Origin of the sequence: Sphingobacterium sp. 18053, from assembly GCF_902706145.1 — a bacterium.
GTDB classification, from domain to species: Bacteria; Bacteroidota; Bacteroidia; order Sphingobacteriales; family Sphingobacteriaceae; genus Sphingobacterium; species Sphingobacterium paramultivorum.
This window is the reverse complement of sequence record NZ_CACSJW010000005.1, coordinates 295,696-321,710: the sequence shown is the minus strand read 5'-3', so window position 1 is coordinate 321,710 and position 26,015 is coordinate 295,696. Positions and strand designations below refer to the sequence as shown.

Sequence of the window (26,015 nt, the reverse complement as noted above, 5' to 3'; positions counted from 1 at the left end):
GAGCCAGTAATCTACTTGTGTTTGTTAAAAATAATTTATGCATCGTATTTCCCAAGTTTTCTAACGGTTTTGTACTTTCATGGACGAAACCTTATCGTTAAAAGTCGAGAGATAGGTCGATGAAGAGGTGACGACAAGGCTATCGCCTGTAAAATTATTGCCGTTGTATAAAGTTACTTTAACATTGGCGCCAACTTTAATGGAAGAGATGCTATTGTCTGTCACGCCTTTTGCCAATAAATCTGAAGTAGTATACTGCCCTTTGCCAAAGCTTCCTTTCACACCGGCATAGGACGCATTGGAATAGGTATACACCGAATCTTGATTGGTTGTCATGAGATCATTGACATAGTTAAATTCGTAAACATTAGAAGTTGTGTAGCCATTTTGCAATAATAATTTTACCTTAAGCTCATAAGGTGTATTGCCTTTGTAGTAAAGCTCATTCAGATCTATAGTTCCTTGGATGACTCCAGAGGAAACGGGGGCAAATTTCCAGGTAACTGCATTGTAATCTTTGTTGGCCCCTGTGCCTTCGTTGTTTACATTGGGATCCATATAAACCAATATCTCACTCACAGGCAAATTGGACGTATAATTTCCAGTAATAAAGATTTTTTGCTGGCTGTTGTCAATGGCAAATTGAGGTTGTACCGAATATGTAGGTGCCTGATAAGGGCTAGCTGTTGCCACTGCAGGTTGAAAAACTTCATTTCTGTTGAGAATTGCTGCATCAGAGCCGGTTAGAAATGTAGGCTGTCCCTTGCTAAAACTCACATTGCCGCTTCCCATCAATGATGTGCCCAATGTAGGTTCTTCACTGACATATTTAGCGCGGTTGTGGGGCAAATTTAATCCATGGCCCAATTCATGTAGCATGCCACCGAGATAGTTTGAGCTAGGATTTGGAATTCCATTGACAGACATGGAGGAATTATCTACTGCAAAGCAGTATTTTCCATAGCCATAGAATGGTTGGCTGTTATCGCCATCTGTTCTTGCAGGCAACAGCACTAGATAGTGATTGTTGGATGAAAATTGGCTTGGATGGGCAGCTCTGTAGATATTGATCTCATTTATAATTTTACCAGCGGATACGGCCGAGCTGTAGGGGTAGTCCGCTTGAGCTCCTGCGGCCGGTATTTCAATGATGTTAACTAGGCCTGCAGAATCTTTTGCCAGACCCAGATAGCTGCTATAACCATAGCGACCCATCTCATTATGCAGCCAATCCTGGAAATGGACAAACAGCTGGGATAACCGTGTTTTATAGTTAGGCAACGCTGGATTGTCTGTGGGTACAAACATGATGATATTGAGATTTACTGGATTAGTCACAAAGGTAAGGTTGGAAAGAGTGGTGTCTATGGCACCATTCGATGACGCTTTTAAACGTTGAGTTTCTGCTGCATTTTGCTCTACCAATGGCTTTGAACAGGCGAAAAAAAGTGAGAGGACCGCGGTGGACAATGCAAATCCTTTCATGATCTGCATCCATCTTTTTGTTTGTTTTGTCATAATTTTTGAAGTAAATAATTTATAATTGTTAATGTATATTGGTGGCTTATAACTACTCAAAATACAAGCCTATAGTAAGAAATAGGGTTTGTTTTACAGGGGTTTGGAACTAAGTAAACCGTTTCTATAAATTGAAAAACGGTAAAGCGAATAAATGTTATTTGGTCAGAAGAAGACTACCAGACGGGTTTGTCTGATAGTCTAAACTAAACACTAAATAAACAAATGGTCATCTCTTACCATTATTCTTTTGACTTGTTTATATGTCCGCTATTATTTGGTTACATTGACAATATACCAAACATGGAGTTCGCCAGATCGTATGGTGATGGTATCCTTACCGACGGTTAAGCCGGTAACCAAGCCTGTATTGCTATATGTTGCGATTTCTGGATGTTTGCTGGTATAGGTCGCCTCAGTGACACTGCGGTTTCCCGGATTGACTGCCAGATTGATCTGAAGCGGCGTTCCGATTTTAACAGGAATCTGCATGAAACCTCCAGAAAGTACAGCTTCCCGAACAGTCAAGTTGTCTTTAATGGGCCCCAGGTCCTTTTTGCATGCGTTCAACCCCATAGTTACACATAGGAGGCTAATCGACAGGTAGATATATGCTTTAATTTTCATAATGTTATTTCTTTTAATACGTATTATTTTGCACCCAGCCATCCCGGATTTTGAACCAGCTGATTACCATCTAAAGTGAGATCGTATAAAGGTAACGGCCAATAGTAGCGGTAATCTGCCCATAAGGCGACACCATCAGCAATGTTGGCACTCCGCGGATAAGCGATGATAAATCCGTTATTATCTAAAAAGATGTCTTTATTGACTTCTTCTTTTAGGGCGATAATAGGTTTGGCGGTATGTGTCCCATCGTACAATTTTCCTTTTTCAGCTGTAAATTTCATACCCCGTAACGGAACCGTCATCAGGTTGCCGGCCTTCCAACGCATCAAGTCTTCATATCGACGGTCTTCCAGGACCATCTCGATACGACGTTCCCTTCTTATTTCACGGATGATGGGGCTAACGGAATAATCAAGTTTTGCAGCATAGATCTCATCGAGCCTTGGATCGGCAGGGAGGTTGCCAAGCTCGAGTTTGCTGCTCGGATATTTCGCAAAGTCAAATCCCGCGCGTTGACGCAATAGATTGATTGTTCTATCTAGGTCGTTCTGCGTCAAAGTACCTAAAATGGCTTTTGCTTCTGCTAACATCAGCAATACCTCTCCATAGCGGAATTCAATAGCCGTTTGTTGTCCGTTTGTTGTCGCTTCGTTTTCGGTACGGTCACCCATCCAGTGCTTAATAGGTAAGTAGCCGGTTACGGTGGTACCACCACTGACATTATAAGATAGCCGAGGATATGTTATACCATTTTTTTCGAGGCTGGTCGTCCCATCTGTTCGATTAAACAAGGAACGATTTTCACCGGGATAATTAATGGTCTGTTTCAGACGTGGATCCCGGTTTTCGAGTTCGGACCATAGGCCGTCGTAACCTTTGAAAAGTGGGTTGGCGGTATAGCTGCCAGCGGATCCTGACGTATAGATCGGTTTACCGTCAATACACAGATATTCATCGATCAGGCCCCGTGTTGCACCTCCAGCAGGTCTTCCGCCCGAAATACTGTTGTTCTGATCCCAATAACGCTGCGTTGCGTGACCGACAACAGTGCCATCATAAACGCGGGCTAAGATAGCCTCTTTATTGCCGTCGGAATTTGGATCTTTCTTGAATGTAAACAATTTCCAGTAAGGAGTTTCACCCGTAGCATACAATTGATAGCGACCTGAGGCGATGATTTTTTCGCAAGCATCCACAGCTGCCTCCAAAAAAGGTTTTGCTGTGCTTTGTAGAGACAACTCGTTATGGTAGGTCCTAAAGGAGCCTTCGAAAAGGCCAATTCTCGCTTTTAAAAACAAGGCCATATCCTGATTGATACGTCCGTCTGGACGGCCAGTAATGCCTGCAAGACCTGCAATAGCAAGATCGATTGTCTTCATTAAAGAATCAGCAACCACTGTTCGCTTATCCCGAGGTTTGTAAAGGTCCTTGCTGTCGATATTGAGGTCGCTTGAAAACCAGGGCACATCTCCAAAAAGCATAAGCTTGCGGTAGTAATCCATCGACTTAAAGAAATAGGCCTCGCCCACATATTTGTTCAGTCTGCTGATGTCATTGTTGACGGCGGGCAAAGCATTGCTGTAGTTTTTGAGGAAATAATTGACTGAGCGTAGGTTTTCCCAAGTCCAGTCGACCGACGTACCAGCATTTGGTGGAATAAAGGTGTTGTCCATCATACTGCTGATATTGCCGTAGCGGACCATATTGTCGGTCATAAAGTCGGATGCCAATAAATGGCTGCCGCCGACAACATTGGGGTTTACTTTAGCATCAGCCCAGCCCGAACCGTGTCCTAGAATATAGCGGTTATAGAGATTATTGAGGTATAATGTCAACTCCGTTTCGGTATGTAAGGAGTTGTCCTTCGATAGATCGGTCTCGGGACTTAGCTGTAAAAATTTATCGTTACAAGATTGTGTCAGCAATAAGGAGGATGCTGCGGCAATGACGATTAATCTGGATATATTTTTTTTCATAGTAGTATTAGTTAGAAAACAATTTGGGCACCAAAAGCAATTGATCTCTTTTGTGGATAGTCTGCAGATATCTGGTCGACGTCAAAAATTGTAGGTATTTTTGTGAGCTCAAAAATGTTGTAACCGGCAAGCGTGAAACGCAGGCGCTCCACACCAAATCGTTTGGTCATCTCCTGCGGTAGGGTATAGCCCAATACCGCCTGTTTAAGTCTCAGATAAGCGCCATTGATCAAGTATCTGTCCTGGACATTGACCGAAGAACCGTACATTGGAAATTCAGCGTCTGTGCGGTCTGGTGTCCAAGATCTCTCATACATCCATTTTGAGCCTGCTCCTCCGCCCCAGTAAGAAGATAGCCCGGCCCAGATATCACGTTTCAGCACACCTTGGAACAAAAAGTCGAGATCGAAATGTTTATATTGGACATTTCCAGTGATACCAAATCGATAACGTGGTGTAGAGTTTCCAATAACGACACGGTCGCCTGGATTTGCCAAGGTGTTCAGTCCGGCATCTATCTTTCCATCAGGAATTCCCTCCGGTCCGCCAAGATCCTGGTACCAGATATAACCTGGATATAACGTGCCCTGGTACGCTCCGTTGTAGATCCAGTTGCCATTGCTTGGATTGCGACCTGCGAAATCACTTTCCTGTAGTATACCACCGGTACGGTAACCCCATATTTCGCCGATCGTTTTACCATCATACATCACCTCCCTGCCCGAAGAGTTGGTGATCATCATGCTGGTGTTGGCAGCGTAATGCTGTACTTTGGTGAGGTAGTCGGATAGGTTGAGGCCTACACGGTAGCGGAGGTCCGCATTGATCGTTTGCTTCCAAAGGAAAGAAAGTTCAAATCCTTTGGTTTCGAGTATACCTGAGTTTTCCAGTGGCGCAGCGGTTCCCAAAGTGGTTGGAAACGAGGCACTGCCATCGGTCAGGATATCGGTGGTCTTTCTATTGTAATATTCAAATGTTACATCGAGCCTGTTTTTGAGAAATGTTCCATCAAAACCGACGTTCCATGTTCTGGCTTTCTCAAATGTAAGGTATGGGGATACGAGTCCCGGAGGATCGATATAGACTATTTGCTGCCCGTTGATTAAGTAAGGCGCTTTGCCGGTATTCATGGTTGCTTGATAGGGATAGATGGATGAAGGCTGATTTCCTAATTTCCCCCAGCTTCCACGCAATTTGAGTTCGTTGAGCCAGCTCTTAGTTCCGGCCATAAAATTCTCCTGCGATATGCGCCAACCGGCAGAAAAGGATGGAAAAGTGACAAATCGGTCTTTTTCCGTAAACTTTGCACTTCCATCATAGCGGAGATTGCTCTCAACAAAGTACTTTTCTGCAAAGTTGTAACTGACACGCCCAAATAGTGCTCGTCCCGCAAGCGTGTAGGCATTTCGGGAGACCGTATGCAGAGATGGGTCCTCAGCGGCATCAGGGTTTTGTATATCTGGCGAGATCAACTTTCTGAATGTGTTCGTGATCTGATTATATTTTGTCTGCTCCTGATTGTAGCCGACTACAGTAGCGAAATTATGCTTCTCTGCCCAGGTTTTCTTATAATCAGCATAGATGTTGACCAGATATTTGTTGGTGTTATTATTGTCAAAATACGCTCTGTTTTCAGCCGCTTCGGCCTGTTGAGAGGTATACTGCCAAGAGTCTACGACTTGGTTGAATTTGGGGCTGTATCGGCTCAAACTATAAGACTGGGGCTGATAACTGAGGTCTGCCTTTAATTTCAGCGCATTCGGTATCAAGGTAAATTCCGGCGAAATCAACAAGGATACTCTTCTGTCCATGGACTGGTTGTTTGCACCATAGCTCAGCCAGGCAAGAATATTGTCTGTATAGGTATTGGGGAGCGGATCATTGGGACCGGTTTGGATAGGCATATTGATGTTTTTGTTCGTCTCACCCATCATAGCCGACCAGATGCTGCCTTTGCCCCCAACGATATAGGGGCTATTGAAATTTGTTTGGTCGAAACCTATTTTTCCAAAAACGCTGAACCAGTTATTCACTTTGGCGTTGATATTCATCAGGGCGTTATAGCGTTTCAGTTTATCGGTATTGATCTTGTACATACCCGATTGATTCTGCATACCACCCGAAATATAATAGTTAATGGACTCGGCTCCACCACTGAGGTTGAGCGTATGTTTTTGCATCGGCGTCCATTTTTTGACGGCTTCCTCAAATGGGTTAACTTTAGCTACCCAAATAATGCTGTTCCCTTCCTGATACCATGCATTTTCGGGAGTGGGATTGTCCATGTACTTTTGGATCATCTCCAGCTTTTTTTCATCGGAAGTACCTGGTTTGCCGTTGGTCCATAATGTCCTGTCCATGCCTGATTTTTGGATCTCATACGCGTTAAGGATATCAGGTAGTCCAGAGGGCGTATCAAAGTTGGAGTCGAAGTTGTAGGCGATCTTGCCTTTCTGATTGAATTCACCTCGTTTGGTACGTACCAGTATTACCCCATAGGCTGCTTTTGTACCATAAATTGCGGCAGCAGATGCATCTTTGATAAAAGACATGTCCATGATATCATTCGGGTTGAGCTGATTCAAGGCACCGGTAGAACTCTCTACGCCGTCTATAATCACCAAAGGGTCTCCGTTTACGGATTCGAATACTCCTGTATTGCCATTGTAATTCATGGAGGTACCACCCCGTAAGTTAAACCCAGGTGTGCTGTTTGGAGAACCATTTCCGAAGGTGATGTTTAGATTGGGAACAAGACCCTGTAAAGCCTGCCCGATATTGGCTACCGGTCGATTTTCAAAGGCCTCTTTGCCAACATGTGAAATGGCTCCTGTTAAGTTGACTTTCTTCTGTGTGCCGAATCCGACAACAACAACTTCCTCCAATGCACTGTCATTCTCCTCCAATGCTATTGTCAAAGCACTGGCTGTTGCACTGTTAAACCGCACAGTCTGTGGTTTGAAGGAAAGGTGCGAAATGGTCAGCGTACCTTCCGCCTGAACTGTTTGCAGGGAAAAGTTTCCTTTACTATCAGAAGATGTTCTGCTGTTGCCGCCGTTGATGCTGATCGTTGCGTTTTCGATGGGCTTGCCATCTTTTTTTGCTACCAATTGCCCTTTGATGGTATATTGCTGTTGCAGCGTTTGAGGCATACTCTTTGGCGCACTTGACAATACAATAATATGGTTTTTGTGCATTTCAAACTGCAGGGGCAACTCGTCTGAAAGCTTTTTGAGAACGTTTTCCAGTTTTTGGTTGGAGACGTCTACATTTACCTGCTTGAGATCATTAAAGAGACTTTCGTCATAAAAGAAATGATATCCGGTCTGTTTTTTGATTTCTGTAAAGACCGATTTTAGATTTCCTTTATTGATATGCAGGGTAACCTGTTGGGCTTCGGTTTTACCGTAGACACCATAGGTAAATAGTAAACCCAGGAAAAGGGTGGCTTTCACCTTTTTGGAAAAGAGAGGTGCAAAGCTAGGTTCAGCCATTCGGTTCCCGAATAGGTAATCTTTACATTTGATAAAGTAATTCATATTTTCAGTAATAGGGTTGGTTTTTGTTTAATTCACATATAGATGTTATTCAAGCACTGCCGAATAGAGTAATAGCAATGTTTGTTGGAGTAGGTAAATATTTAAATCATCTTTGGTCCTCCTTTGGTTTTTAAAAATTGGTTTATCTTTTTAGTTTTTGTTCTTTACGGTAACGGTTTTTCTGTCAATTTCAAATTCAAGGCCGGCCCCGCGTTTAATGAGTTCTAAGGCTTCGGCGAGGCTTACACTTCGGCTCATGCTCCCGCCAAACTTTTTCTTACTGATTGGTCCTTTGTAGATAACTTGGATATCATACCAGCGTGCCAGCTGTTCCATAATGTCCTGAATCTGGTCGTGTTCGAAATAGAAATAGCCATGTTGCCAGGCGGTTTCCTTTTCAATATTTGCCTGAGAGACGCGCATGACGCTGCCGTCGAATTCGACTTTCTGTCCAGGTACGATTTGTTTGGTCGTATTATTTTTATTGGTCAGCTGGATACTTCCATTGATTAATGTGACATTGGAGGCCACATTGCTGTAGGCCGTCAGATTAAAGGCGGTCCCCAGTACTTTAATATCACCGTGTGTCGTGCTGACGATGAAGGGCCGATTTTTTTCGTGGGCCACTTCAAAGTAGGCTTCGCCCCGTAGTTCCACATTGCGGGTCGATTTACCAAAGGCCAAAGGATAGCTCAGCTCGGAAGCTGAATTGATCCAGACTTTGGTGCCATCGGGCAGGACCATGCGATAGAAGCCCGATTCGGGTACTTTTAATGTGTTCTTTAGGCTTGCAAGTTCGGCCTGTCCGCTGTTTGGTTTGTAATGCAACTGGCCATCTACGATCTGAAGCTGTTCGCCATGCGTTTCCTCTATAGTCGTCTGCTCGTCAGAGAGCGCAATAGTTTTACCATTGGAGAGGGTAAGCGTGGCTTTCTGCCCGCCGGGTAATACATCGTTGTTATACCGATAGACTTGATCGGCGACAATTTGTTTGTCCTGAGGAGCAGAGTTTAGAAACCATGCGACACCTAAAAAGATGAGTAGGCTGGCAGCAAGACCTGCATAGATCTTTAGTCGGCGCATGCCGCGGGTATGTAATGGTCGTTTTGCTGGTTTGGCCGACGTATAGTTTAGTATCTTCGCTCTAGCCTGATCCAGGTCCAGTCTATCCCAGAACTCTGCATCGCTAGATCTGAGCCCCCGACTGGTATATCGTTCCCATCGTTCGCGTAGGGTCGGATCATCTTCAAAGATTTTTTGGAGAGCCTGCATATCTGCTTGACTCAATGTCCCGCTAAAGTGCTTGACTAAGAAATCTACGAGTATAAATTGGTGATCCATCATGTTGTTCAATTGGCTGTATAAAGAGAAGAGCCACGGGGGGCGCAAAAGGATGGAAGGAAAAAAAATAAAAATTATAAATGCTTGTTATTCAGTTATTAAAAATAACAAGAGGAGGAGTGCTCGTGCATCTAAACGTGATCTGAGAAGCTGTATCGCTCTTTTTTTCTGACTTTTGACGGTGTTGATGGAGATGGTCAGGTTGCCCGCAATTTCTTCGTTTGAGAGTTTGTCGAAGATGGCCATATGCAATACCTGTCTGCAGCCCTGAGGAAGTTGATGAATGGCTTCCATGAGCTGGTCTATGACTTCGGCCTGTATCATGGCATCCATGACTGTCTGCTCTTCGATCATATCTTTGTCAAGCTGATCGACGTATTTACTTTTTATTTTTTCACTGCGGATGTGTTTGAGGCAATTATTTCGGACGGAAACGAAGAGGTAGCTTTTGCGTGCATGTTCTTCCTCAGGCAAGATATTGCGTCCCTCGCAGAGCCCTGCGAAAAAGCTCTGAACAACATCTTCAGCCAAAGCTTCGTCGTGTAGGATATTGTTTGCAAAGAGACAAAGCTGTCGGTAGTATTGCTGAAAAAGAGATTCAATATCGTAAGGTAAAGCTATCTGCAAATTTTCCACCTTGTTTGATGATGTATAAAGAAATTGACATAACAGGAGCTCTGGGAGCACGGGTATAAATATAGGGAAATATGCTCAGGTTTTGGATTTGAGAAAGGCAGCTGTTCTTATATTTCTTCGAAAACGTTTGAGTACCCGCTACTGTTCTGTTGCCGACATCGATCTGTTCCATAGGGAAGAGCCATGATGTGGTAAAGTACCCTTTGTCTATCTGAAAAAGCGGCCTGCTCTTCGTAGATCGGCCGCCTTTTAGCTATCAAAGCTTTTTTTATCGGTATTTGTCTAGTGGCTTACGGGGAGTGCTATTGCAGAGCTTTCTTTTTTTTATTAATTTTTTATGTATAGAGTTAAATTCGTTGTGGTTTTTTGCCTGTATTTTATTAGCTTTATACATTCATTTTTGCTATTTAATTGTTCGCTTGGCCTCCAAATTCGATGTCTCTTGAATAGAAGAATTGAAACTTTTATCCAATTCTATAAATTATATCATAAGTTATTGCTAGTTAATTTTCATAGATAATGAATCATTTCAAGTTACAATCTGCTGTATTCATATTTTTGTGTTGGGTGTTTGTTTACCCTGCAATAGCACAGCAGCAGAGATTTCCGCAAAAAGAAGATTATTTACAGCTGCTGGAGCGTGCGGCAAAGGAAAATAAGCCGATGTTCTTGGTGGTCCATCAACGGGACGATCAGTTTATTCCTTTTAGAGGCTCTGTTTCAAAAAAAGCAAAAGATATGCTCAGTACGCAGTTTGTGTCGGGAATCGTTCAGGTGGATCGGGATGAATTTGACCATCCGTTGCAACGGGCTTTCTATTTGAACAAACCGATGTACCTTGTTACTGATAAAGATGGGATTCCTATTTTACGAATAGACAAGGCGGTTGATGGGGGAGATGAGCTGGAAAGACTCATAGACTCGGCAAATACGCTTGCAAAAGCTGAAACTCTCGGTAAGCTTATAGCAGAATATCGAAAGGGGATGCGTCAACAGTCCTTGTTGAGCAAAATACTTCGCTACAATCAGACATTTGATCAATATACAGACCAGCAGCTATTGAGTGACTATATTGCGCAGCTGACGATAGAGCAATTGAATAATTTTGAGACAGTTATATTTTTATTGAGCTGTGGCCCTGTATATAATAGTAAATCTTATTTACTGGCGCGTACCAATAACAAAATGGTGGATAGCCTCTATTCCTCTTTGCCATTGCCAGTTCGTAAAAAGATAAACAACAGGATTATACAGCGGACATTTCGGGAATCGCTCGACAAGAAAAACTTTTCTTTGGCCCAAGAAGTTGGTTATTTTGCCTATACGACATGGACGCCTAATTATTTGCGTGCATCTAATGCGCAAGCTTTTCATCCCTTGGAGTATAAGCGGCTTATGAAAGATAGCCTTTCTTACATCCAGATGGCGCGGAACTATTACGATCAATCATTTTATCGGGTTGATCCTGATTCATTGTCCCGAATAGATTTTGCGCAAGATCGGCAGATCCAGTTTACACGAAACCGTCTTTTATTGGACAGTGCGCAAAACGCAGAATTCAAATCCCTAGTGGGTAAAGGGCGTAAATATTATCAGGATGACCAGGCAACTAATTTAAATTACGGTGCGCAACAGATCCTGGCTTTTGAAAAGAATAACCCGGAAGTTATATTTGATGCGATCCGTTGGCAAAAGAAAACGATAGATCTCAAACCTGATGTGCCCGCATTCCGTTATACGATGGCTTTATTGTTGTATCGGGTTGGCTTTTATGCCCAGGCAGAAGCAGAACAACAAAAAGCGCTGGAGCTATCGAAGCCCTATAAGTTGTATCACAAAAAAATGCAGAGTGTATTGAAGCAGATAAAGTCCCGGCATTTATGATCAGGGCTAATTTGGAGCAGGCGCTGTATGTAAACGGATAGGAATGGAAAACTGCACGCGCACAGGCATGCCATACTGATAACCCGGAGTCCATTTTTCGGCTTTCTTCAGTACTGCTATACCACTGGCTGCTGTTCCATAGCCGAGGTCATTAATCACTTCAAATTCATTTGCCAGACCATTTTTTTCAATGACAAAACTGATGAGAAGTTGTCCTGATACTTTTGCATTTAAAGCTTCTTTGGGATATTTATAATTCTGGGCAATAAAGATCATGAGGTTTTTTATCCCGCCAGGGTATTCCGGTTGGACATCCCGCTGCGTATAGGGATGCACATTGCCCATACTATCTGTGCTGGTTCCTTTGCTTAATATGCCTTTTTCGTACCATTCCTCAAACTTATTTTTACCCTTTTTTAGAGTACCCTCCCAATGTCCTTGACGTAAACCATCGATATATTGGCCTTTTTCACTATTTATGCTGTCCTTAAATTCAAACTTGCCGTTTCCATTGACAATCTGTTGGCGGCCTGTTGAATCCGCATAATAGATTAGTCGGCTATGCTGGTCCTGAAAAAGAAATTCGTTGGGACTGGCTTCAGAACCGGAGAAAAATCTAATTTCTTTTAAAAGACCATTTTCGTGGTATCTTTTTAACGTATCGCTCAATTTATTGTCTTTATATCCGGCTGATACCGCTAGGTTGCCATTGTTGTGATAACTTTCAATAATGCCTTCCAGATATAATCTTCGTGGGTCAGCTACTTTGGTCCATCCATGTCTTTTTAAATTGCCATTTGGATAGTATTCGTTTAATTCGTGAAGCCCCAGCTCGTTTGTTGATAATCGGATGATGTTGGTGTAAGCTGCCGAATCTTTGATTGCAGTAAAACCACGATTTTTCTTAATGTAGCTGACGATTGTTTCCTGTGCTTTTGAAGGAATCACAAGGGCCGTAAAAAGGAGGAAAATAATGTATTTGTGTATATTTAAGGGATAATAGTGCATAGGATTAGTTTTATTTAATCAAATATATATTTTTTAAGTGAAATAATATTGTTTCATTGTTAGATGAACAACTTTTCGTATCAATCCCAATTTGGAGCTTTCGATTGGTCAATAATAGGGGGCAATCGCTGATAAGAAAAAGATCGGGAGTTATCAAGCTGGGTAATCTACAGAATGACCAAACAATTTTACATCGAATGATGTACCTTAAGAAAAAAGCTATGGATAAATCACCTATGCAGAAGATTGCACGAGTTGGATTAGGAGCCTTTTTGGTTGTAGCCGGTATTGGACATCTGTCCTTCGCCCGCAAGGAATTTCAGGCTCAGGTGCCCGACTGGGTTCCGATCGCTAAAGACGATACAGTTGTATATTCCGGTATTGCGGAAATTGCTTTGGGTGCTGCACTGATTTTCGCGCCTGCTAAACAGCGATCGAACGTTGGAAAAATCGCAGCAGCGTTTTTTGCAGCTGTGTTTCCCGGAAATATTGCCCAATATAAAGACCATCGCGACGGCTTTGGATTGGATACGGATGGAAAGCGCCTTGCCCGTTTATTTTTTCAGCCCATATTGGTTGCTTGGGCTTTGAAAAGTACATGCAAGAGCTGATTGGGTGAAGGCTGGTTGAACAGAAGTTGATACAAAATTGTAAAAAACAAACCATCTGCCTGCGGCTGTTGTCCTATAGGTATCCATGTAAGGAGTAACTTAGTTAAAAGGTCGGGTGTTCCATTTTCATCCGACCTTTTTTATTTTTTTGCGCTATTCTTTTGCTAATTTCCAATCTTTTCTGTTTTTTTATTGCCCATTTAAATAATTATATTCGCATCAAACATATAAAATAACTAACCTATAAAAGTACAGACCAGATGGAAGAAAAGAAATTAAATGAACTGAGCAACGAAGAGCTGTTGGTTCTCAAAAAGAAAGCTAAACCCACGAAAATAATCAATGCATCGATTATTGGCTTTTGTTTGGGGATCGCTGCCTACAGTATATTCGTAGCCGGTTTAACCTGGCCTACAATTTTCCCATTAATATTGGCCATTTTGTTCTTTAAATATTTTGGAAAAAATGAGAAAGCACTGGATGCGGAGCTGAAAGCCCGAAATCTGAAATAGAAAAAGAAAACCATTGCAGCTGCGCTGTTGTTTATTTTAAAAAACAGTTTAAGATGAGAAGGGAACAAATAGAAGCATGGGTAGCGCAAGGTTACAATGTGCTTGAGCACAGGAAGCCCAAAGTTGTACAGGGCGATATCTGGTCGTATCTCAATCAGTGTGATGGCCATGGTACCGATGTATATGCGCTTTCTGAGTTGCAGCAATGGTCGGATAGGGAACTTGCAGAAATGGAACTGAAAAAATACGCTAATCAGTACGGACAGATGGGCGAGAAGCTGTTTCTGCGAAATGATGCAATCCGAAATAAAGAATTTGATAAGTATGAAGCCTTCCTGTTGCTTTTTTTTCCGGACAGTGTCGAAAAAGAGCTGGAAGAAGCACGGTTTTTGGCCGAGCGTGTGAAACGTGTTAGCAAGGAAGAAATGGAAAAATGGACGCTGGCCCACACAATCAATGTGCTGATATCTGATCTTCACTGCTTGGACTATGGATCCATTATGAGCGGGATGGTGATGCCATCCGAAGATGTGGTCACTTATACCGACGACGGGCTCAGTGATACCATTGATTGCCATGTTACGCCGATGGAGTTTTTCGCTCATACCAACCATGACTATTACTGGATCGATCCTGTCATAAGAAAATCCTAATGGAAGCCCTTATTAGAGCCTTTTAGGCTTACTTTTCATGCAGAATAAGGTAAAGCATCCCGATAGTGTTCGGGATGCTTTACTTTTTTGAACTGTTTAAGCTACAATTTCTATCGGATTTCCCTCCGGATCAAGCACGACACTTTCATAATAACCATCCCCCGTAGTACGGGGCTCGCTTTCGACGATATAACCATCCGACCGTAATTGCTCGGTCAACTTATCGACAGCATCCTTTCCACCGACGCTAATGGCCAGATGGGTATAGCCTTTGTTGAGGCTCCTATCAGCCGCGGCAGTAGTAATATCAATACGATTCATAATCTCCAAACGTGCGCCGGATTCGCGGAATTTAAGGAAGTAGGATGAAAACCCCTTCTTCGGGTTATGGTACTTTTCTCCGCTTACAGTACCAAAGTATTTGGCATAAAAAGCACGTGTTTTCTCAAGATCATCGACCCATAGGGCGAGGTGTTCTATTCGCATGTCAAATCTTTTTGTTTAATTATATTGCAATATTGTGCAAATTTGCATAATATTGCAATATAAAAATTATCAGATATGTTGAACGAATCGATATTAAAGGCTAAGGTAGCGACACAGTTCATGTTTTTGGTATGTGGCCTCGCGTTATCAAGCTGGGCACCGATGGTACCTTTTGCCAAGGACCGTCTTGGTCTGAATGACGGAGAACTGGGGCTTTTACTGCTGTGCTTGGGAGGTGGCGCGCTATTAACGATGCCGCTTTCCGGGTTTTTCATCGGGAAAGTTGGGAGCAGACAAGTGATTTTGATTTCAGGTTTGATAGCTGCCGTAGTGCTCCCTGTACTGTTGATGGTAACCAATAGCTATTTGATGGCCTGTGTTCTTTTTATATTTGGCTGCAGTATAGGTGGTATAGATGTGGCCATGAATGCACATGGTGTGCAGGTTCAAAATGCAATAGGTAAACCGATAATGTCATCTTTACATGGACTGTTCAGTGTTGGAGGGCTATTTGGATCGATCGGCTTGGGTTTTCTGATAAAGATGGGGTTAGTTCCTATTTATGCAGCAGTTACCATAGCCATTCTTTTAATACTGCTACTGATCTTACAATATCGAAAGTTGCTGAGCTACCAAAAGGAAAAAGAAATCATTGTCCAGTTTTCTCCTATTGATGAAACTCAGGTCTCAAAAAAAGGATTTCAATGGTTTAGGTGGAGTGTGCTGATACTTGGGCTGATGTGTTTCATTGCCTTTTTGTCTGAGGGAGCGATGTTGGACTGGAGTGCGATTTTCTTGCGGGATCACAAAGGGGTATCTCCTGAGTTTACGGGAATTGGATATGCGGCATTCTCCGTTGCGATGGCGGTCATGAGATTGCAGGGAGACCGATTAGTAAGTAAACTGAATAGTAAGGTTGTGGTGATAGGTGGTAGCTTGTTGGCTTCGTTGGGCATTTTGATCGTCGTGTGTAGTCCTTGGTTATCGCTAACGCTCATTGGATTTGTCCTTTTGGGACTGGGAGCCGCCAATATTGTCCCTGTATTTTTTAGCGAGGGGGGACGGATTGAAGGACTTTCGCCGACGGTAGCCATTCCGGTTATTTCAACAATGGGTTATGCCGGTCAGCTGGCGGGCCCCGCGCTTTTGGGGGCTATTGCGCAGCATTTTTCTTTGATCATTGCTTTCGAAACAATAGCTTTGCTTTTTCTAGTGGTAGCTCTTATCTATAAAATCAGGAAGTAATAGCATGTTAAAAGAAGAACGTTTTGAGATAATCCTCCGCGAATTAGCGGTCCGGAGGAAGGTGAAATTTGAAGAGCTGGCGGTGTTGTTGGCGGTATCGGAAGATACCATCCGCCGCGATATAGACCTTCTCTATCGGAACGGCTTGCTTTCCAAGACCAGAGGTGGTGCTATACTGCGAGAAAAAGATCCACTGACTTTCCAGGATAGGCAATCGTTTCTGACCAAAGAAAAAGATATTATCGCATTAAAAGTACAGCCGTTTCTGAAAGATGGCATGACTCTTTTTGTGGATGGTGGCACCACGACGCGGGCCGTAGTGAATGCTATGCCATTGGATATCCGGATTCGGATGGTTACAAATAATTTTTCCATCGTGCCACTGCTCGAGAAGTTCAAAAATGTGGAACTTATTTTTTTGGGTGGTCATTTTGAACCCGATCTGGCTGTAACTTCAGGCATCACAACCTGTATGGAAGTTGCTAAGTATAATGCCGATATCTTTATCATGGGAACTTGTGCTGTAGATCCTGAGCTCGGTGTTTCGGCGGCGTCAGCTGCAGATGGAGAAACCAAAAAGATGATGGTTCAATGTGCAAAGAAAACAATAGCCTTAGCCAGCCAGAATAAGCTTTATCAAGGTGAACTGTTTAGGGTGTGTCCAATAGATTCGCTCACGGCATTGATCACCGACCTGGACTCAAATGATTCCGAATTGAATCTCTTTAGAAATATGGACCTGCAGATTGTCTAGCCAATTGACAGCGACAAATCTGACGAGATTTGATAGATGATATAAAGCTTCCAAATAATAATATTAAAGTCTTCGCAGGTATTGATGACCTTTGTCTGTTTTAGTCCGGCAATAAAGTGGATAATAATAGGCTTTACTTATATTTCAAGTAATGCTATAATCGATCCTAAATAATGCGCCGCTGTTCGGCAGCAACTGTCAATGTTTGCTGCAGATCCACTACGTCGCCGATGATAATGATAGCAGGATGCCCTATCTGATGCTCCTTGCTTATTCTGACGAGATCCTTGACTTTGCAACGCACCTGTCTTTGTTGCGGCAAGCTCGCATGCTGTATAATTGCTGCGGCTGTTTCTCCTTTGCTGTGCAAAACATAGGTGCGTGCTATTTCATCGAGCTTACGCATTCCCATATAGATGACTACAGTAGATCTGCTCTGAACTGCCAGGGCCAGATCGGCAGATAGGGATCCGTCCTTTTTCATACCTGTTAATGCCCATACGCCTTCACTTACACCACGATGTGTCAGCGGAATATCATTGAGGCCGGCGCCTTGCATGCTGCTGATGCCCGGAATGTAGGTCATGTTAATTGATCTGTTTTGTACGGTAAGCCATTCTTCAAAGCCGCGCCCAAAAAGATAGGGATCGCCACCTTTAAGCCGTACCACTCTTTCGTATCTTTCGCAATAGTGAAGGATGAGCCTATTGATTTCTTCCTGGGGCACGTATTTTCCGTAAGGATGCTTGCCGACATAGTGTTTTAAACAGTTTTTATCTGCTATTTGAAGGATTTCTTTATTAATTAAGTTGTCATATAAGATCACTTGTGCATTTTCTATTGCTTTATATGCTTTCAGGGTGAGTAATTCGGGGTCTCCAGGGCCAGATCCTACAATAAATAACGATGTTGTGCTTAATTTTTTCATGTTATTGTTGTTTTTGTTGTTGAATTATATGTAAATCTATTAAAAAATCTGATATAAATCATAAAAAATACAATTATTTATAGTTTTTTATTGAAAAAATATTACTAAAATCATATTTATTTTGATTTTTTAATTTTTTATTACATAAATTAGTGTTGTTAAAATATTAAATTGAATTTTTATCATAAAAAATAGCAGTTATGGAAAGAAAAAAGGTTGTTGTCGTTGGTAATGGTATGGTCGGTAATAAGTTTTGTGAAAAATTAAAGCAGAAAATAAACGATCTGGAAATAATTGTGTTTTCAGAAGAGCCGATACGAGCTTATGATCGTGTTCATTTGACAGATTACTTCAAAATTTCGTCTATTGACGAGCTTTTCTTGTTAAAAAATGAGTGGTATTTGGAAAATAATGTAAAAATTCATTTAGATGATCCAATTGTTGCTGTAAATCTATTAAAAAAAGAAGTGGAATCTCAAAAAGGTATCACAGTCAATTATGACTATCTGGTTTTTGCGACTGGTTCTGCTCCTTTTGTTCCACCAATTCCGGGCATTGAAAAGGAAGGGGTATTTCTATATCGTACCATCGAAGATCTGGATCTGATCAAAGCTTATGCGGCAAAAGCGAAGCGTGGTACAGTAATGGGCGGTGGACTTTTGGGACTCGAAGCTGCGAAAGCAATGGTGGATCTTGGTCTGGAAGAGACTGCCGTGATCGAATTTGCCCAACGCCTGATGCCGCGTCAGATTGATGATAGCGCCAGTATGTTGTTGCAAAACAAGTTGTCAGAACTAGGCTTGACCTGTTTATTGCAAAAGTCGACAAGCCAATTGTTGGGGGATGATCGCCTGACGGGGATTGCTTTTCAGGATGGTTCGTCGATAGAGACGGATTTATTGGTGATTTCAGCAGGTATACGTCCCCGTGATGAGCTGGCCAAGAAAATTGGACTGGATGTTGGTGAAAGGGGCGGAATATTGGTTAATGCGCAGATGCAGACTTCTGATCCTGTAGTTTATGCTATCGGTGAGTGTGCCTTAGTGAATGATATGATCTATGGTCTGGTAGCACCGGGCTATGAAATGGCTGAAATTGCGGCATCTCATATTGTGGGGGAAGAGAAATCCTTTAAGGGATTTGACATGAGCACCAAACTGAAACTGATGGGAGTTGATGTGGCTAGTTTTGGAGACGCTTTTATCAGCGAGCCTTATGCACGCACGATCTTATTGGAGGATCGTAATAAAGGTATTTATAAACGATTGAACGTAAGTAAAGATGGAACGCGTCTGCTGGGTGGGATACTTGTCGGGGAAGCGGCAAGTTACAACATGTTGCTTCAGATGGTTAATAATAGCCTGCCGTTGGCGGAACACCCTGAACTCCTTCTTTTTGGCCAGCAGAGCGAAAGTAAGTCGGCTTCTGCTGGTCTGGAGGTTCTTCCTGATGCGGCATTGATTTGCAGTTGCGAAGGTGTCACTAAAGCACAGATCTGTGATGCTGTGATAACTGGTCATTGTGAAAATGCAGATGCGGTAAAGAAATGTACCAAGGCTGGATCGGGATGTGGCGGCTGCGTGCCGATGGTCAAGGACCTGGTCAATTATACGATGAAACAGCAAGGAAAATATATCCGGAGTACCATCTGTGAACATTTCGATCTGAGCCGCCAGGAACTATATGACCTGATCAAGATCCATGAGCTGAAAAGTTACGATCATGTATTGGATGCGCTAGGCCGCGGACATGGCTGCGAAGTCTGTAAACCGTTGGTGTCTTCCTTGCTAGCGAGCCTTTGGAACGAGATGATTCTTGGCAAGGGTAATGATGTGGCTCAGGATAGTAATGACCGTTATTTGGCCAATATACAGAAGGGCGGGACCTATTCAGTTGTTCCGCGCATTCCGGGAGGTGAAATTACCCCAGATAAACTGATTGTTATCGGGGAAGTCGCTAAGAAGTACAGCCTATATACAAAAATTACGGGCGGACAGCGCATTGACCTATTTGGTGCACATCTCAATGATCTGCCGTTTATCTGGGAAGAACTTATTGCTGCCGGCTTTGAAAGCGGACATGCTTATGGCAAGGCACTACGGACTGTTAAAAGCTGTGTGGGCAGTACCTGGTGTCGGTTTGGGCTGCACGATAGTGTTTCTTTTGCGATACGGATAGAGGAACGTTACCGTGGTCTTCGTGCTCCACATAAGATAAAGTCGGCTGTTAGTGGTTGTATCCGCGAATGTGCCGAGGCGCAGAGTAAGGATTTTGGAATTATTGCGACGGAAAAAGGCTGGAACCTCTATGTGTGCGGTAATGGCGGAAGTAAGCCGCAGCATGCTTTGCTGCTTGCATCGGATATCGATAGTGAAACCTGTATCCGTTACATTGACCGTTTCCTGATGTTTTATATTCGCACTGCCGATCCGCTGACCCGGACTGCTACCTGGCTTAATAAAATGGAAGGCGGAATAGATTATTTAAGGAATGTCGTGGTAGAGGATGGCCTGGGTATGGGGGAGGCCTGGGAGCAGGATATGCAGCTGCTTGTCGATAGTTATCGCTGTGAATGGAAAGTAGCCGTAGAGAATCCGGAAATTCGCAAACGCTTTGTTCACTTTGTAAATGCACCCGAAGAGAAGGATGAAACTGTTCGCTTTGACAGCTTTCGCGGACAGAAAAAAGCTGCTGATTGGAACTTCAGTACTTATTAAATATAAAATCGCTAAACCTTTTAATTGAAATCATATGAATACGCAAATTGACATGAAATGGCTGAAGGCTTGTCGGATAGAAGATGCTATTGAAAATGGTGGAGTCTGTCTTAAATTGAATAACGAACAGGTGGCGCTGTTTTATTTCGCCCGCCGCAATGAGTGGTATGCCACACAAAATGAATGTCCGCACAAACGGCAGATGATTTTAAGCCGCGGCATGCTGGGCTCTTTGGGTGAAACGCCTAAAGTCGCCTGTCCGTTCCATAAGAAAACCTTTGCGTTGGATACAGGTGAATGTCTTTCGGGTGATGAATGTGCCATTAAGACTTATCCTGTGAAGGTGGAAAACGGAAGTATTTTTATTGGGATGACTGCTTAGGAGAAATAAAAATAATTGAATCTAAAACCTTTTAAAACAAAAATACAATGGATTATATTAGCCCTAAAGAGGTAGCTGGTGCCATGATGAACACCGCTATCTACAAATCTTCGCTTCCTGTCAAAGATCTACTGATACGGGGAGCATTGTCAGGTGCCTTATTGGCAATTTCTGTTACACTCGCACTTTTGGCCACTTCGCAGACTGGATTGGGATTGGTCGGTGCATTCGTTTTTCCTGTAGGGTTTGTTATTATCGTCATCCTCGGTTTGGAATTGGTGACAGGCAGCTTCTCTCTCGTGCCTTTAGCCTGGTTTGAGGGTAAAATCAATTTTAAGGCTATGGCCAATAATTTATTCTGGGTTTTTCTAGGCAACTTGCTTGGGAGTGTCCTGTTTGCGATTTTATTTTGGGCAGCTAGTACAGAAACTGGACATTCGAGCCAGCTCGGAAACATCGAACAGAGCCTGATCCTGATCAGCGAAAAGAAAACGCTCGGATACAGCGCCCATGGTGCAGCAGGCTTGTTTTCGGCCTTTGTTAAAGCTATTTTGTGTAATTGGATGGTCTGTATGGGGGTGGTGATGTCCATGACTTCTAAGTCTACTCTTGGCAAAATACTGGCTGCAGGTATTCCGATCTTTATATTCTTTGCATTAGGCTATGAGCACGCAGTGGTCAATATGTTTGTGATTCCTGCCGGGATGATGTTCGGTGCAAAAGTGACTATCTCCGACTGGTGGCTGTGCAATCAGCTGATTGTAACAGCTGGAAATATTGTCGGCGGATTGCTGTTTACAGGGATGGCTATCTATTATACCTATCATCAAAAAGAGAAAGTGTCGACTTCACAAAACTAGATTTTTATGCATCAGATAAAACAATTATTCATGTTATTTCTATTGCTAGCTATTAGCATGGAGTCTTACAGTCAGGAAAAAACAGTCAAAGGGAGTTTGTTTGAGGGAATTGCCGTGGCAGGATATGCTGATCATGGTGCTTATATCAATTGTACTGGACCAGCGGTGAAATATATATTCAGCCCGAAAAGTTGCCTGTTGTTGGGTTTATTGCCGAGTTTAAAACTTAAAGAAGATAAGGTTGAAACAGGGAAGCCAAAGAATTCCTGGGTCACCCCGTCTCTAGGCTTTGGTCTGACGGCCGTATTCCGGCATATTGCTATTCAGCTGCCCGCATTTTACGCGGCGAAAACGGGTACTGCTGATGGCAAGTGGCGTTTGGGGGTCGGTTTAGGCTATAAATTTTAGTGTGATGTATTTTTAGGGAAGTATATGGATTGGGGAGTCGTTAGCCGTCTTAGACTGTTTCACTCCCCATATTTTCTTCCGAAAGATCATGCAAAAGCTGGAAGTTTTTAATAAAGATATTTTTTTTGTCCATCGCTATCGCCTCTAGATCGATAAGTTCACCTAGCATGCGGTAGACGGTCTCGTAAGTAGTACCTACATAGGATGAAAGATCTTTTTTACTCAAGGTGAGACCGATATATCCGTCCATGTTTTCCTCGCCAAAAATACGGTAGAGTAACAATAAGCTCCAAGCAAGCCGGTTTTTAACAGGAAGCTGTGTCAGGTTGGTCATTTTTTGCTCAGAAAGATGTAGTTCGTCGGCAAAAAATAACATCAGCCGATAGCTCAATTCGGGATTTATGCGCAGTGTGGACAGAAAAAATGGCAGTTCCACGAAGCAGAGCTGCGTGACATCCAAGGTAGTTGCCGAAATGGGATAGACGGTTTGTTCAGTACTGATACCGCGATGGCCTACGATATCTCCCTTTTTTGCAAAACGAACAATGGTTTCCTTATCCCCAAGATTGCGGTGAACTTTGACAAGTCCAGACTGGACAAAATAAATACCCCGAACCGATTGCCCTTCAGTAATAAACTGCTCGCCTTTTTTCAATCTGATATTTGTTCGGTGCAGGTCGATTTGCCCAAGCCAGTCTTGTAGGACATAACGGCACATAAGGCAGGAGTGGTCGCAGGTATTTACTTTTTTCGATTTCATGAAGGCCTGATTCGTATAACGGACGGTGTGTTATCTGTCCAAAGTTATTATCTATTCGTTTAAATTCCTATTTTATCTTTTATAAAAACAGTATATCTTTTGTTTTTAACTTATTAATGTGTGGAACTGGATGAAATTTTGCATCTCCATTATGGTTGGCATCTTGTTGATGCTGTCATTTGAAATCAACATTTATTGTTTTCTTCGGTTTAGTGTAAAGACCAATAGTACTATGAAGCTAAGGACTTATTTAATTTTTGTTGCTTTTTATTGTCTGTTGACGCTGTTTTTATCCTGTGGTTCCAAAGAGAAACAGCGGGAAAAGGAATTACGGATTTTGTTCAGTCGGGAATTCGTTGATGAGCAGTATGGTCAAGAAAGATACTTGAGTGATTCTTATAGAAATCATGTGGTTGATTTTTTTGCGGCTAAGAATGATACAGTTCCATTAGTGAAATGGGATATTCTTCTTGATGAAATGGATAAATTAAAGCGGTATAAACCTGAAATGAATGATATAGGGCATAAACATAATTATTGCTCGAATCTAGAGATTGAGTTTTTTGATCATGAGAAATCCTTATGTCAATTATGTTTGAATCCAGATAATAGAACTTTAAGGCTGAATTATTTGGTGTATGAGGCTTCTCCTGAATTGATTTCTTTTTTTTGTAATTACATTTCGGCAGATTCGGCAGCTCTGGCTTTGAGTGGAAAAAGCAATTATGTGAAAAAAGTAATGTTTAATAACAGGAGCGTAAAGTGAACGCGGTCAACAAAAATCGATGGATTCGTGGAGATCTAATTGCTTAAAAAATAGAATGTTATATAGTTATGGTGAAAAGAAAAGAGATAAAGATTTTACAACTGTTTACTGTTATTTTTTGTGTGTTTTTCTTGAGTTGTAGCCATCATATCGAAAAAAAGCTAGAAGCAGTAATCGATGACCCCAAAGATCTGGAACTGCCTCGGAAAGTAGCTGATTCGCTTTGGCGTCGAGCAATTAATGCAGGGGATTTCAAGGCTTATAATGAAGTGTCAAATAATTATTTGCTTATCTTAAAAATACCTGAGTTGTATTATTATGCACAATTGATGGCAAATAGACACCAGTGCCCGGAAGCTTACCTAGATCTCTATGATATGTTTTCATGGGAAGGAACAATGAATGGTATCGAGCTTGCAGGCAGGGATAGTCTTTCTCGAAATCAAGCCCTGTTTTATCTCCTTAGGGCTTATGAACTCGGCGAGGAAGATGCGCTTTCTTATGTTCATAAAGAGTTTGGACATCGTGTTCGACCTCCAAAATCGATTACCTATTTAAAGAAAATTCAAAAATTCTACGAAGAAAAAAAATGAAGGCGATGAGTTTCTGTTAGTCCACCTTAAACCGTTTGGGATACTCGCCTGTGGTATCTAGGCTAAAAAAATCATCTCAATATCATATTTCTGTTCAAGGGCCCTAAACTCATCTGCCGATAACGGGGATTGTAGATCGGTATACAGTTCAGGTCTTAGATTTTGGATATAACTGTCTAATGTCGCTAGCGTCTGTTGCATAATCGTCGATTTTTGATGCATGCATAAAGTTAGTCATAATTGGCTGAGTATGCGAATTATCATGTGCGCTTAGGGTCGTAAGAAAAGTTAAAAATGTTAATAATTATTTAATGGGAATTAGTGTAAATTTATGTCAGCATAAAGCTGTAGCTATGTTCATCCTTGGATAAAACGATAGCGGATGTTCAAGTGTTATTTATGCAGTTGTCGTTTTTATAATTTACTTAATACGGATGAAAAAGATCGAACTAGTCCCACTTGTTGGGATTCAAATTGAAGGTATTGGTCAGGTTAATCTCGGTGCGGGCTATGCTGAAGTTCAAAGTGTACTTGGTGCTCCTTCAGATGCGCTGGACGACCAATATTATTATGATGAACTCGAATTGAGACTTGATTTTAATGATCAGGGAACATTGGAATTTATAGAAAGCATCAATGGACCCTATCCAGAAAAAACTGAAATCAGTATCTATGGTGTTAATCCGTTTCAGGTCGAAGCGACCGAACTTGTAAGCATCCTGCGTGATAAAAACGCGGGTGAGGTTGATGATGCCGAAGCGGGATATTGCTATACATTTTTAAATAGCTCTGTTGGTGTCTGGAGACAGATTACTGAAGAGGATGTTCAGGAGGAGATTGAGGAAATCAAAGCCGATGGCGAATACGAAGACAATGCGGATATGCTGCTGGAGGACCTTAAAAAGTCAAAGTTCTTTTGGACGATTGGCATTGGCGTAGCGGGATATTACGCGGAATAAAGTAAGACGTGGAGCAGCTCAGTGCAGGTACCTACTACGGTGCTATAAATAGGAAATTTAATTCCAATGAACTACTTGTTTCAGATGCTATTTATACACTGGAAAAAGTGGACTGGCATTACCATGAAAACCCTTATTTCACGTTTATTTTGGAAGGGAATTTGCTCGAGGGGAGCAAAAAAGGGATTCATCATTGTAGTGCTGGGGACCTGCTTTTTCATAATTGGCAAGACCCTCACTACAATAGAAAACCAGATGGGTGTACCCGGGGTTTTCATATTGAACTAAGTCCACACTGGCACTGGAACGAGATGGCGGCGCTGCATCTGCTGGAAGGCAATATGGATATTCATCTGCCAGAGGTAAGGCTGCTCTTCCATAAACTCTTTTGGGAATCTTTTGATCAGGATAATAGTTCGGGACTTGCAATGGACAGTTTGTTGTTACATGTGTTTTCTTTGTTGCATCGCGATCGGATAGTGAGCGAACGTAAAATTCCGCAATGGGTTTATACGTTGCGTGATTATTTGAGGGCGAATTTTAGCAGTGAGCTGAATCTGACGACTATCTCCCATACTGTCGATCTACATCCCGTTTATCTGTCCCGTGAATTTTCCCGGTATTTTGGTGTAACGATGGGTGATTATATCCGCAAATTGAAAGTGGAAAATGCGGTGCTGCTGCTGCGTGAACCGACTTTTTCGCTAACCGAAATAGGCTATCAATCAGGTTTTGCGGATCAAAGTCATTTTATACGTTGTTTTAAAAGTTTGTTTGGGTCCACACCTGGGGAATATCGCAACAAGATAAACGCTTAAAAAGTTAATTTCATTCTATTTTATTCATTTG

General features: G+C 42.3%; 25 protein-coding genes. 14 read left to right on the top strand and 11 right to left on the bottom strand.

Annotated features, from left to right (window positions below; genetic code table 11):
* Nucleotides 1–60: 60 nt before the first annotated feature.
* The 6 genes from GVK91_RS13780 to GVK91_RS13755 form a co-directional block, all read right to left on the bottom strand.
* Nucleotides 61–1,518, bottom strand: a complete 1,458-nt coding sequence (locus GVK91_RS13780) for a hypothetical protein (protein WP_159729398.1) — start codon at nt 1,516–1,518, stop codon at nt 61–63.
* 273 nt (nt 1,519–1,791) lie between these two features.
* Nucleotides 1,792–2,145: an Ig-like domain-containing protein gene (locus tag GVK91_RS13775; RefSeq protein WP_083663520.1), complete on the bottom strand. Its 354-nt coding sequence runs from the start codon at nt 2,143–2,145 to the stop codon at nt 1,792–1,794.
* Nucleotides 2,146–2,168: 23 nt separating this feature from the next.
* Nucleotides 2,169–4,124, bottom strand: a complete 1,956-nt coding sequence (locus tag GVK91_RS13770) for a RagB/SusD family nutrient uptake outer membrane protein (RefSeq protein ID WP_159729396.1) — start codon at nt 4,122–4,124, stop codon at nt 2,169–2,171.
* A gap of 11 nt (nt 4,125–4,135) precedes the next feature.
* Nucleotides 4,136–7,663, bottom strand: a complete 3,528-nt coding sequence (locus GVK91_RS13765; RefSeq protein ID WP_159729394.1) for a SusC/RagA family TonB-linked outer membrane protein — start codon at nt 7,661–7,663, stop codon at nt 4,136–4,138.
* 150 nt (nt 7,664–7,813) lie between these two features.
* Nucleotides 7,814–9,007, bottom strand: a complete 1,194-nt coding sequence (locus tag GVK91_RS13760; protein ID WP_159729392.1) for a FecR family protein — start codon at nt 9,005–9,007, stop codon at nt 7,814–7,816.
* 84 nt (nt 9,008–9,091) lie between these two features.
* On the bottom strand, nt 9,092–9,640 hold the full coding sequence (locus GVK91_RS13755; RefSeq protein WP_159729390.1) for an RNA polymerase sigma-70 factor: 549 nt from the start codon (nt 9,638–9,640) through the stop codon (nt 9,092–9,094).
* A 519-nt stretch (nt 9,641–10,159) separates the two neighbouring features.
* Here GVK91_RS13755 and GVK91_RS13750 point away from each other — a divergent pair.
* A complete protein-coding gene (locus GVK91_RS13750) occupies nt 10,160–11,524 on the top strand; it encodes a hypothetical protein (RefSeq protein WP_159729387.1) in 1,365 nt (454 codons plus the stop codon).
* Nucleotides 11,525–11,530: 6 nt separating this feature from the next.
* Here the strand turns inward: GVK91_RS13750 and GVK91_RS13745 are convergent, their stop codons facing one another.
* Complete coding sequence (locus tag GVK91_RS13745) at nt 11,531–12,532, bottom strand: energy transducer TonB (RefSeq protein ID WP_159729385.1); 1,002 nt, start codon at nt 12,530–12,532, stop codon at nt 11,531–11,533.
* Nucleotides 12,533–12,753: 221 nt separating this feature from the next.
* Here GVK91_RS13745 and GVK91_RS13740 point away from each other — a divergent pair, with 221 nt between their 5' ends.
* From GVK91_RS13740 to GVK91_RS13730, 3 genes are all read left to right on the top strand, one after another.
* Nucleotides 12,754–13,143, top strand: coding sequence for a hypothetical protein (locus GVK91_RS13740; RefSeq protein WP_159729835.1), 390 nt, complete (start codon nt 12,754–12,756; stop codon nt 13,141–13,143).
* Between the two features lie 260 nt (nt 13,144–13,403).
* A complete protein-coding gene (locus GVK91_RS13735) occupies nt 13,404–13,655 on the top strand; it encodes an FUSC family protein (protein ID WP_153846684.1) in 252 nt (83 codons plus the stop codon).
* Between the two features lie 53 nt (nt 13,656–13,708).
* Nucleotides 13,709–14,308, top strand: a complete 600-nt coding sequence (locus tag GVK91_RS13730) for a hypothetical protein (RefSeq protein WP_159729383.1) — start codon at nt 13,709–13,711, stop codon at nt 14,306–14,308.
* A 96-nt stretch (nt 14,309–14,404) separates the two neighbouring features.
* Here GVK91_RS13730 and GVK91_RS13725 read toward each other — a convergent pair whose 3' ends face one another.
* The gene (locus GVK91_RS13725) at nt 14,405–14,794 is read right to left on the bottom strand and encodes a VOC family protein (protein WP_153846686.1); all 390 of its coding nucleotides are present in this window, start codon (nt 14,792–14,794) and stop codon (nt 14,405–14,407) included.
* Nucleotides 14,795–14,869: 75 nt separating this feature from the next.
* Here GVK91_RS13725 and GVK91_RS13720 point away from each other — a divergent pair, with 75 nt between their 5' ends.
* Both GVK91_RS13720 and GVK91_RS13715 read left to right on the top strand, forming a co-directional pair.
* Complete coding sequence (locus GVK91_RS13720; RefSeq protein WP_159729381.1) at nt 14,870–16,039, top strand: MFS transporter; 1,170 nt, start codon at nt 14,870–14,872, stop codon at nt 16,037–16,039.
* A gap of 4 nt (nt 16,040–16,043) precedes the next feature.
* Nucleotides 16,044–16,793 carry a DeoR/GlpR family DNA-binding transcription regulator gene (locus tag GVK91_RS13715; RefSeq protein WP_153846688.1) on the top strand — a complete coding sequence of 250 codons (750 nt, stop codon included), beginning with the start codon at nt 16,044–16,046 and terminating at the stop codon, nt 16,791–16,793.
* A gap of 166 nt (nt 16,794–16,959) precedes the next feature.
* On the opposite strand, the gene cobA is transcribed toward GVK91_RS13715, so the two are convergent.
* Complete coding sequence (gene cobA, locus GVK91_RS13710; RefSeq protein ID WP_159729379.1) at nt 16,960–17,721, bottom strand: uroporphyrinogen-III C-methyltransferase; 762 nt, start codon at nt 17,719–17,721, stop codon at nt 16,960–16,962.
* 200 nt (nt 17,722–17,921) lie between these two features.
* Between cobA and nirB the strand changes: the two genes are divergently transcribed.
* From nirB to GVK91_RS13690, 4 genes are read left to right on the top strand one after another with little or no spacing between them, the layout of a single operon-like run.
* Complete coding sequence (gene nirB / locus GVK91_RS13705) at nt 17,922–20,438, top strand: nitrite reductase large subunit NirB (protein WP_159729377.1); 2,517 nt, start codon at nt 17,922–17,924, stop codon at nt 20,436–20,438.
* 34 nt (nt 20,439–20,472) lie between these two features.
* On the top strand, nt 20,473–20,820 hold the full coding sequence (gene nirD / locus GVK91_RS13700; protein ID WP_075994676.1) for a nitrite reductase small subunit NirD: 348 nt from the start codon (nt 20,473–20,475) through the stop codon (nt 20,818–20,820).
* Nucleotides 20,821–20,867: 47 nt separating this feature from the next.
* The gene (locus GVK91_RS13695; protein WP_075991570.1) at nt 20,868–21,680 is read left to right on the top strand and encodes a formate/nitrite transporter family protein; all 813 of its coding nucleotides are present in this window, start codon (nt 20,868–20,870) and stop codon (nt 21,678–21,680) included.
* Nucleotides 21,681–21,686: 6 nt separating this feature from the next.
* Complete coding sequence (locus GVK91_RS13690; protein WP_075991571.1) at nt 21,687–22,088, top strand: hypothetical protein; 402 nt, start codon at nt 21,687–21,689, stop codon at nt 22,086–22,088.
* Between the two features lie 49 nt (nt 22,089–22,137).
* On the opposite strand, the gene GVK91_RS13685 is transcribed toward GVK91_RS13690, so the two are convergent.
* Nucleotides 22,138–22,848 carry a Crp/Fnr family transcriptional regulator gene (locus GVK91_RS13685; RefSeq protein ID WP_075991572.1) on the bottom strand — a complete coding sequence of 237 codons (711 nt, stop codon included), beginning with the start codon at nt 22,846–22,848 and terminating at the stop codon, nt 22,138–22,140.
* Nucleotides 22,849–23,080: 232 nt separating this feature from the next.
* On the opposite strand from GVK91_RS13685, the gene GVK91_RS13680 reads away from it, so the two are divergent.
* Both GVK91_RS13680 and GVK91_RS13675 read left to right on the top strand, forming a co-directional pair.
* Nucleotides 23,081–23,614, top strand: coding sequence for a hypothetical protein (locus GVK91_RS13680; RefSeq protein WP_159729375.1), 534 nt, complete (start codon nt 23,081–23,083; stop codon nt 23,612–23,614).
* A 68-nt stretch (nt 23,615–23,682) separates the two neighbouring features.
* The gene (locus tag GVK91_RS13675; protein ID WP_159729373.1) at nt 23,683–24,207 is read left to right on the top strand and encodes a hypothetical protein; all 525 of its coding nucleotides are present in this window, start codon (nt 23,683–23,685) and stop codon (nt 24,205–24,207) included.
* Between the two features lie 57 nt (nt 24,208–24,264).
* On the opposite strand, the gene GVK91_RS13670 is transcribed toward GVK91_RS13675, so the two are convergent.
* Nucleotides 24,265–24,408, bottom strand: a complete 144-nt coding sequence (locus GVK91_RS13670; protein WP_159729371.1) for a hypothetical protein — start codon at nt 24,406–24,408, stop codon at nt 24,265–24,267.
* A 233-nt stretch (nt 24,409–24,641) separates the two neighbouring features.
* On the opposite strand from GVK91_RS13670, the gene GVK91_RS13665 reads away from it, so the two are divergent.
* Both GVK91_RS13665 and GVK91_RS13660 read left to right on the top strand, forming a co-directional pair.
* Nucleotides 24,642–25,166 carry a hypothetical protein gene (locus tag GVK91_RS13665; RefSeq protein ID WP_159729369.1) on the top strand — a complete coding sequence of 175 codons (525 nt, stop codon included), beginning with the start codon at nt 24,642–24,644 and terminating at the stop codon, nt 25,164–25,166.
* 8 nt (nt 25,167–25,174) lie between these two features.
* Nucleotides 25,175–25,984, top strand: a complete 810-nt coding sequence (locus GVK91_RS13660) for an AraC family transcriptional regulator (RefSeq protein WP_159729367.1) — start codon at nt 25,175–25,177, stop codon at nt 25,982–25,984.
* Nucleotides 25,985–26,015: the final 31 nt, after the last annotated feature.

Bases quoted from the DNA above. Each gene is read 5' to 3' on its own strand.
- GVK91_RS13675 (WP_159729373.1), top strand. From the start codon at position 23,683: ATGGTGAAAAGAAAAGAGATAAAGATTTTACAACTGTTTACTGTTATT.
- GVK91_RS13765 (WP_159729394.1), bottom strand. From the start codon at position 7,663: ATGAATTACTTTATCAAATGTAAAGATTACCTATTCGGGAACCGAATG.
- GVK91_RS13740 (WP_159729835.1), top strand. From the start codon at position 12,754: ATGGATAAATCACCTATGCAGAAGATTGCACGAGTTGGATTAGGAGCC.
- GVK91_RS13665 (WP_159729369.1), top strand. From the start codon at position 24,642: ATGAAAAAGATCGAACTAGTCCCACTTGTTGGGATTCAAATTGAAGGT.
- GVK91_RS13770 (WP_159729396.1), bottom strand. From the start codon at position 4,124: ATGAAAAAAAATATATCCAGATTAATCGTCATTGCCGCAGCATCCTCC.
- GVK91_RS13680 (WP_159729375.1), top strand. From the start codon at position 23,081: ATGAAGCTAAGGACTTATTTAATTTTTGTTGCTTTTTATTGTCTGTTG.
- GVK91_RS13775 (WP_083663520.1), bottom strand. From the start codon at position 2,145: ATGAAAATTAAAGCATATATCTACCTGTCGATTAGCCTCCTATGTGTA.
- GVK91_RS13685 (WP_075991572.1), bottom strand. From the start codon at position 22,848: ATGAAATCGAAAAAAGTAAATACCTGCGACCACTCCTGCCTTATGTGC.
- GVK91_RS13715 (WP_153846688.1), top strand. From the start codon at position 16,044: ATGTTAAAAGAAGAACGTTTTGAGATAATCCTCCGCGAATTAGCGGTC.
- GVK91_RS13745 (WP_159729385.1), bottom strand. From the start codon at position 12,532: ATGCACTATTATCCCTTAAATATACACAAATACATTATTTTCCTCCTT.
- GVK91_RS13780 (WP_159729398.1), bottom strand. From the start codon at position 1,518: ATGACAAAACAAACAAAAAGATGGATGCAGATCATGAAAGGATTTGCA.
- nirD (WP_075994676.1), top strand. From the start codon at position 20,473: ATGAATACGCAAATTGACATGAAATGGCTGAAGGCTTGTCGGATAGAA.
- GVK91_RS13720 (WP_159729381.1), top strand. From the start codon at position 14,870: ATGTTGAACGAATCGATATTAAAGGCTAAGGTAGCGACACAGTTCATG.
- GVK91_RS13760 (WP_159729392.1), bottom strand. From the start codon at position 9,007: ATGATGGATCACCAATTTATACTCGTAGATTTCTTAGTCAAGCACTTT.
- nirB (WP_159729377.1), top strand. From the start codon at position 17,922: ATGGAAAGAAAAAAGGTTGTTGTCGTTGGTAATGGTATGGTCGGTAAT.
- GVK91_RS13695 (WP_075991570.1), top strand. From the start codon at position 20,868: ATGGATTATATTAGCCCTAAAGAGGTAGCTGGTGCCATGATGAACACC.
- GVK91_RS13725 (WP_153846686.1), bottom strand. From the start codon at position 14,794: ATGCGAATAGAACACCTCGCCCTATGGGTCGATGATCTTGAGAAAACA.
- cobA (WP_159729379.1), bottom strand. From the start codon at position 17,721: ATGAAAAAATTAAGCACAACATCGTTATTTATTGTAGGATCTGGCCCT.
- GVK91_RS13690 (WP_075991571.1), top strand. From the start codon at position 21,687: ATGCATCAGATAAAACAATTATTCATGTTATTTCTATTGCTAGCTATT.
- GVK91_RS13670 (WP_159729371.1), bottom strand. From the start codon at position 24,408: ATGCAACAGACGCTAGCGACATTAGACAGTTATATCCAAAATCTAAGA.
- GVK91_RS13750 (WP_159729387.1), top strand. From the start codon at position 10,160: ATGAATCATTTCAAGTTACAATCTGCTGTATTCATATTTTTGTGTTGG.
- GVK91_RS13735 (WP_153846684.1), top strand. From the start codon at position 13,404: ATGGAAGAAAAGAAATTAAATGAACTGAGCAACGAAGAGCTGTTGGTT.
- GVK91_RS13730 (WP_159729383.1), top strand. From the start codon at position 13,709: ATGAGAAGGGAACAAATAGAAGCATGGGTAGCGCAAGGTTACAATGTG.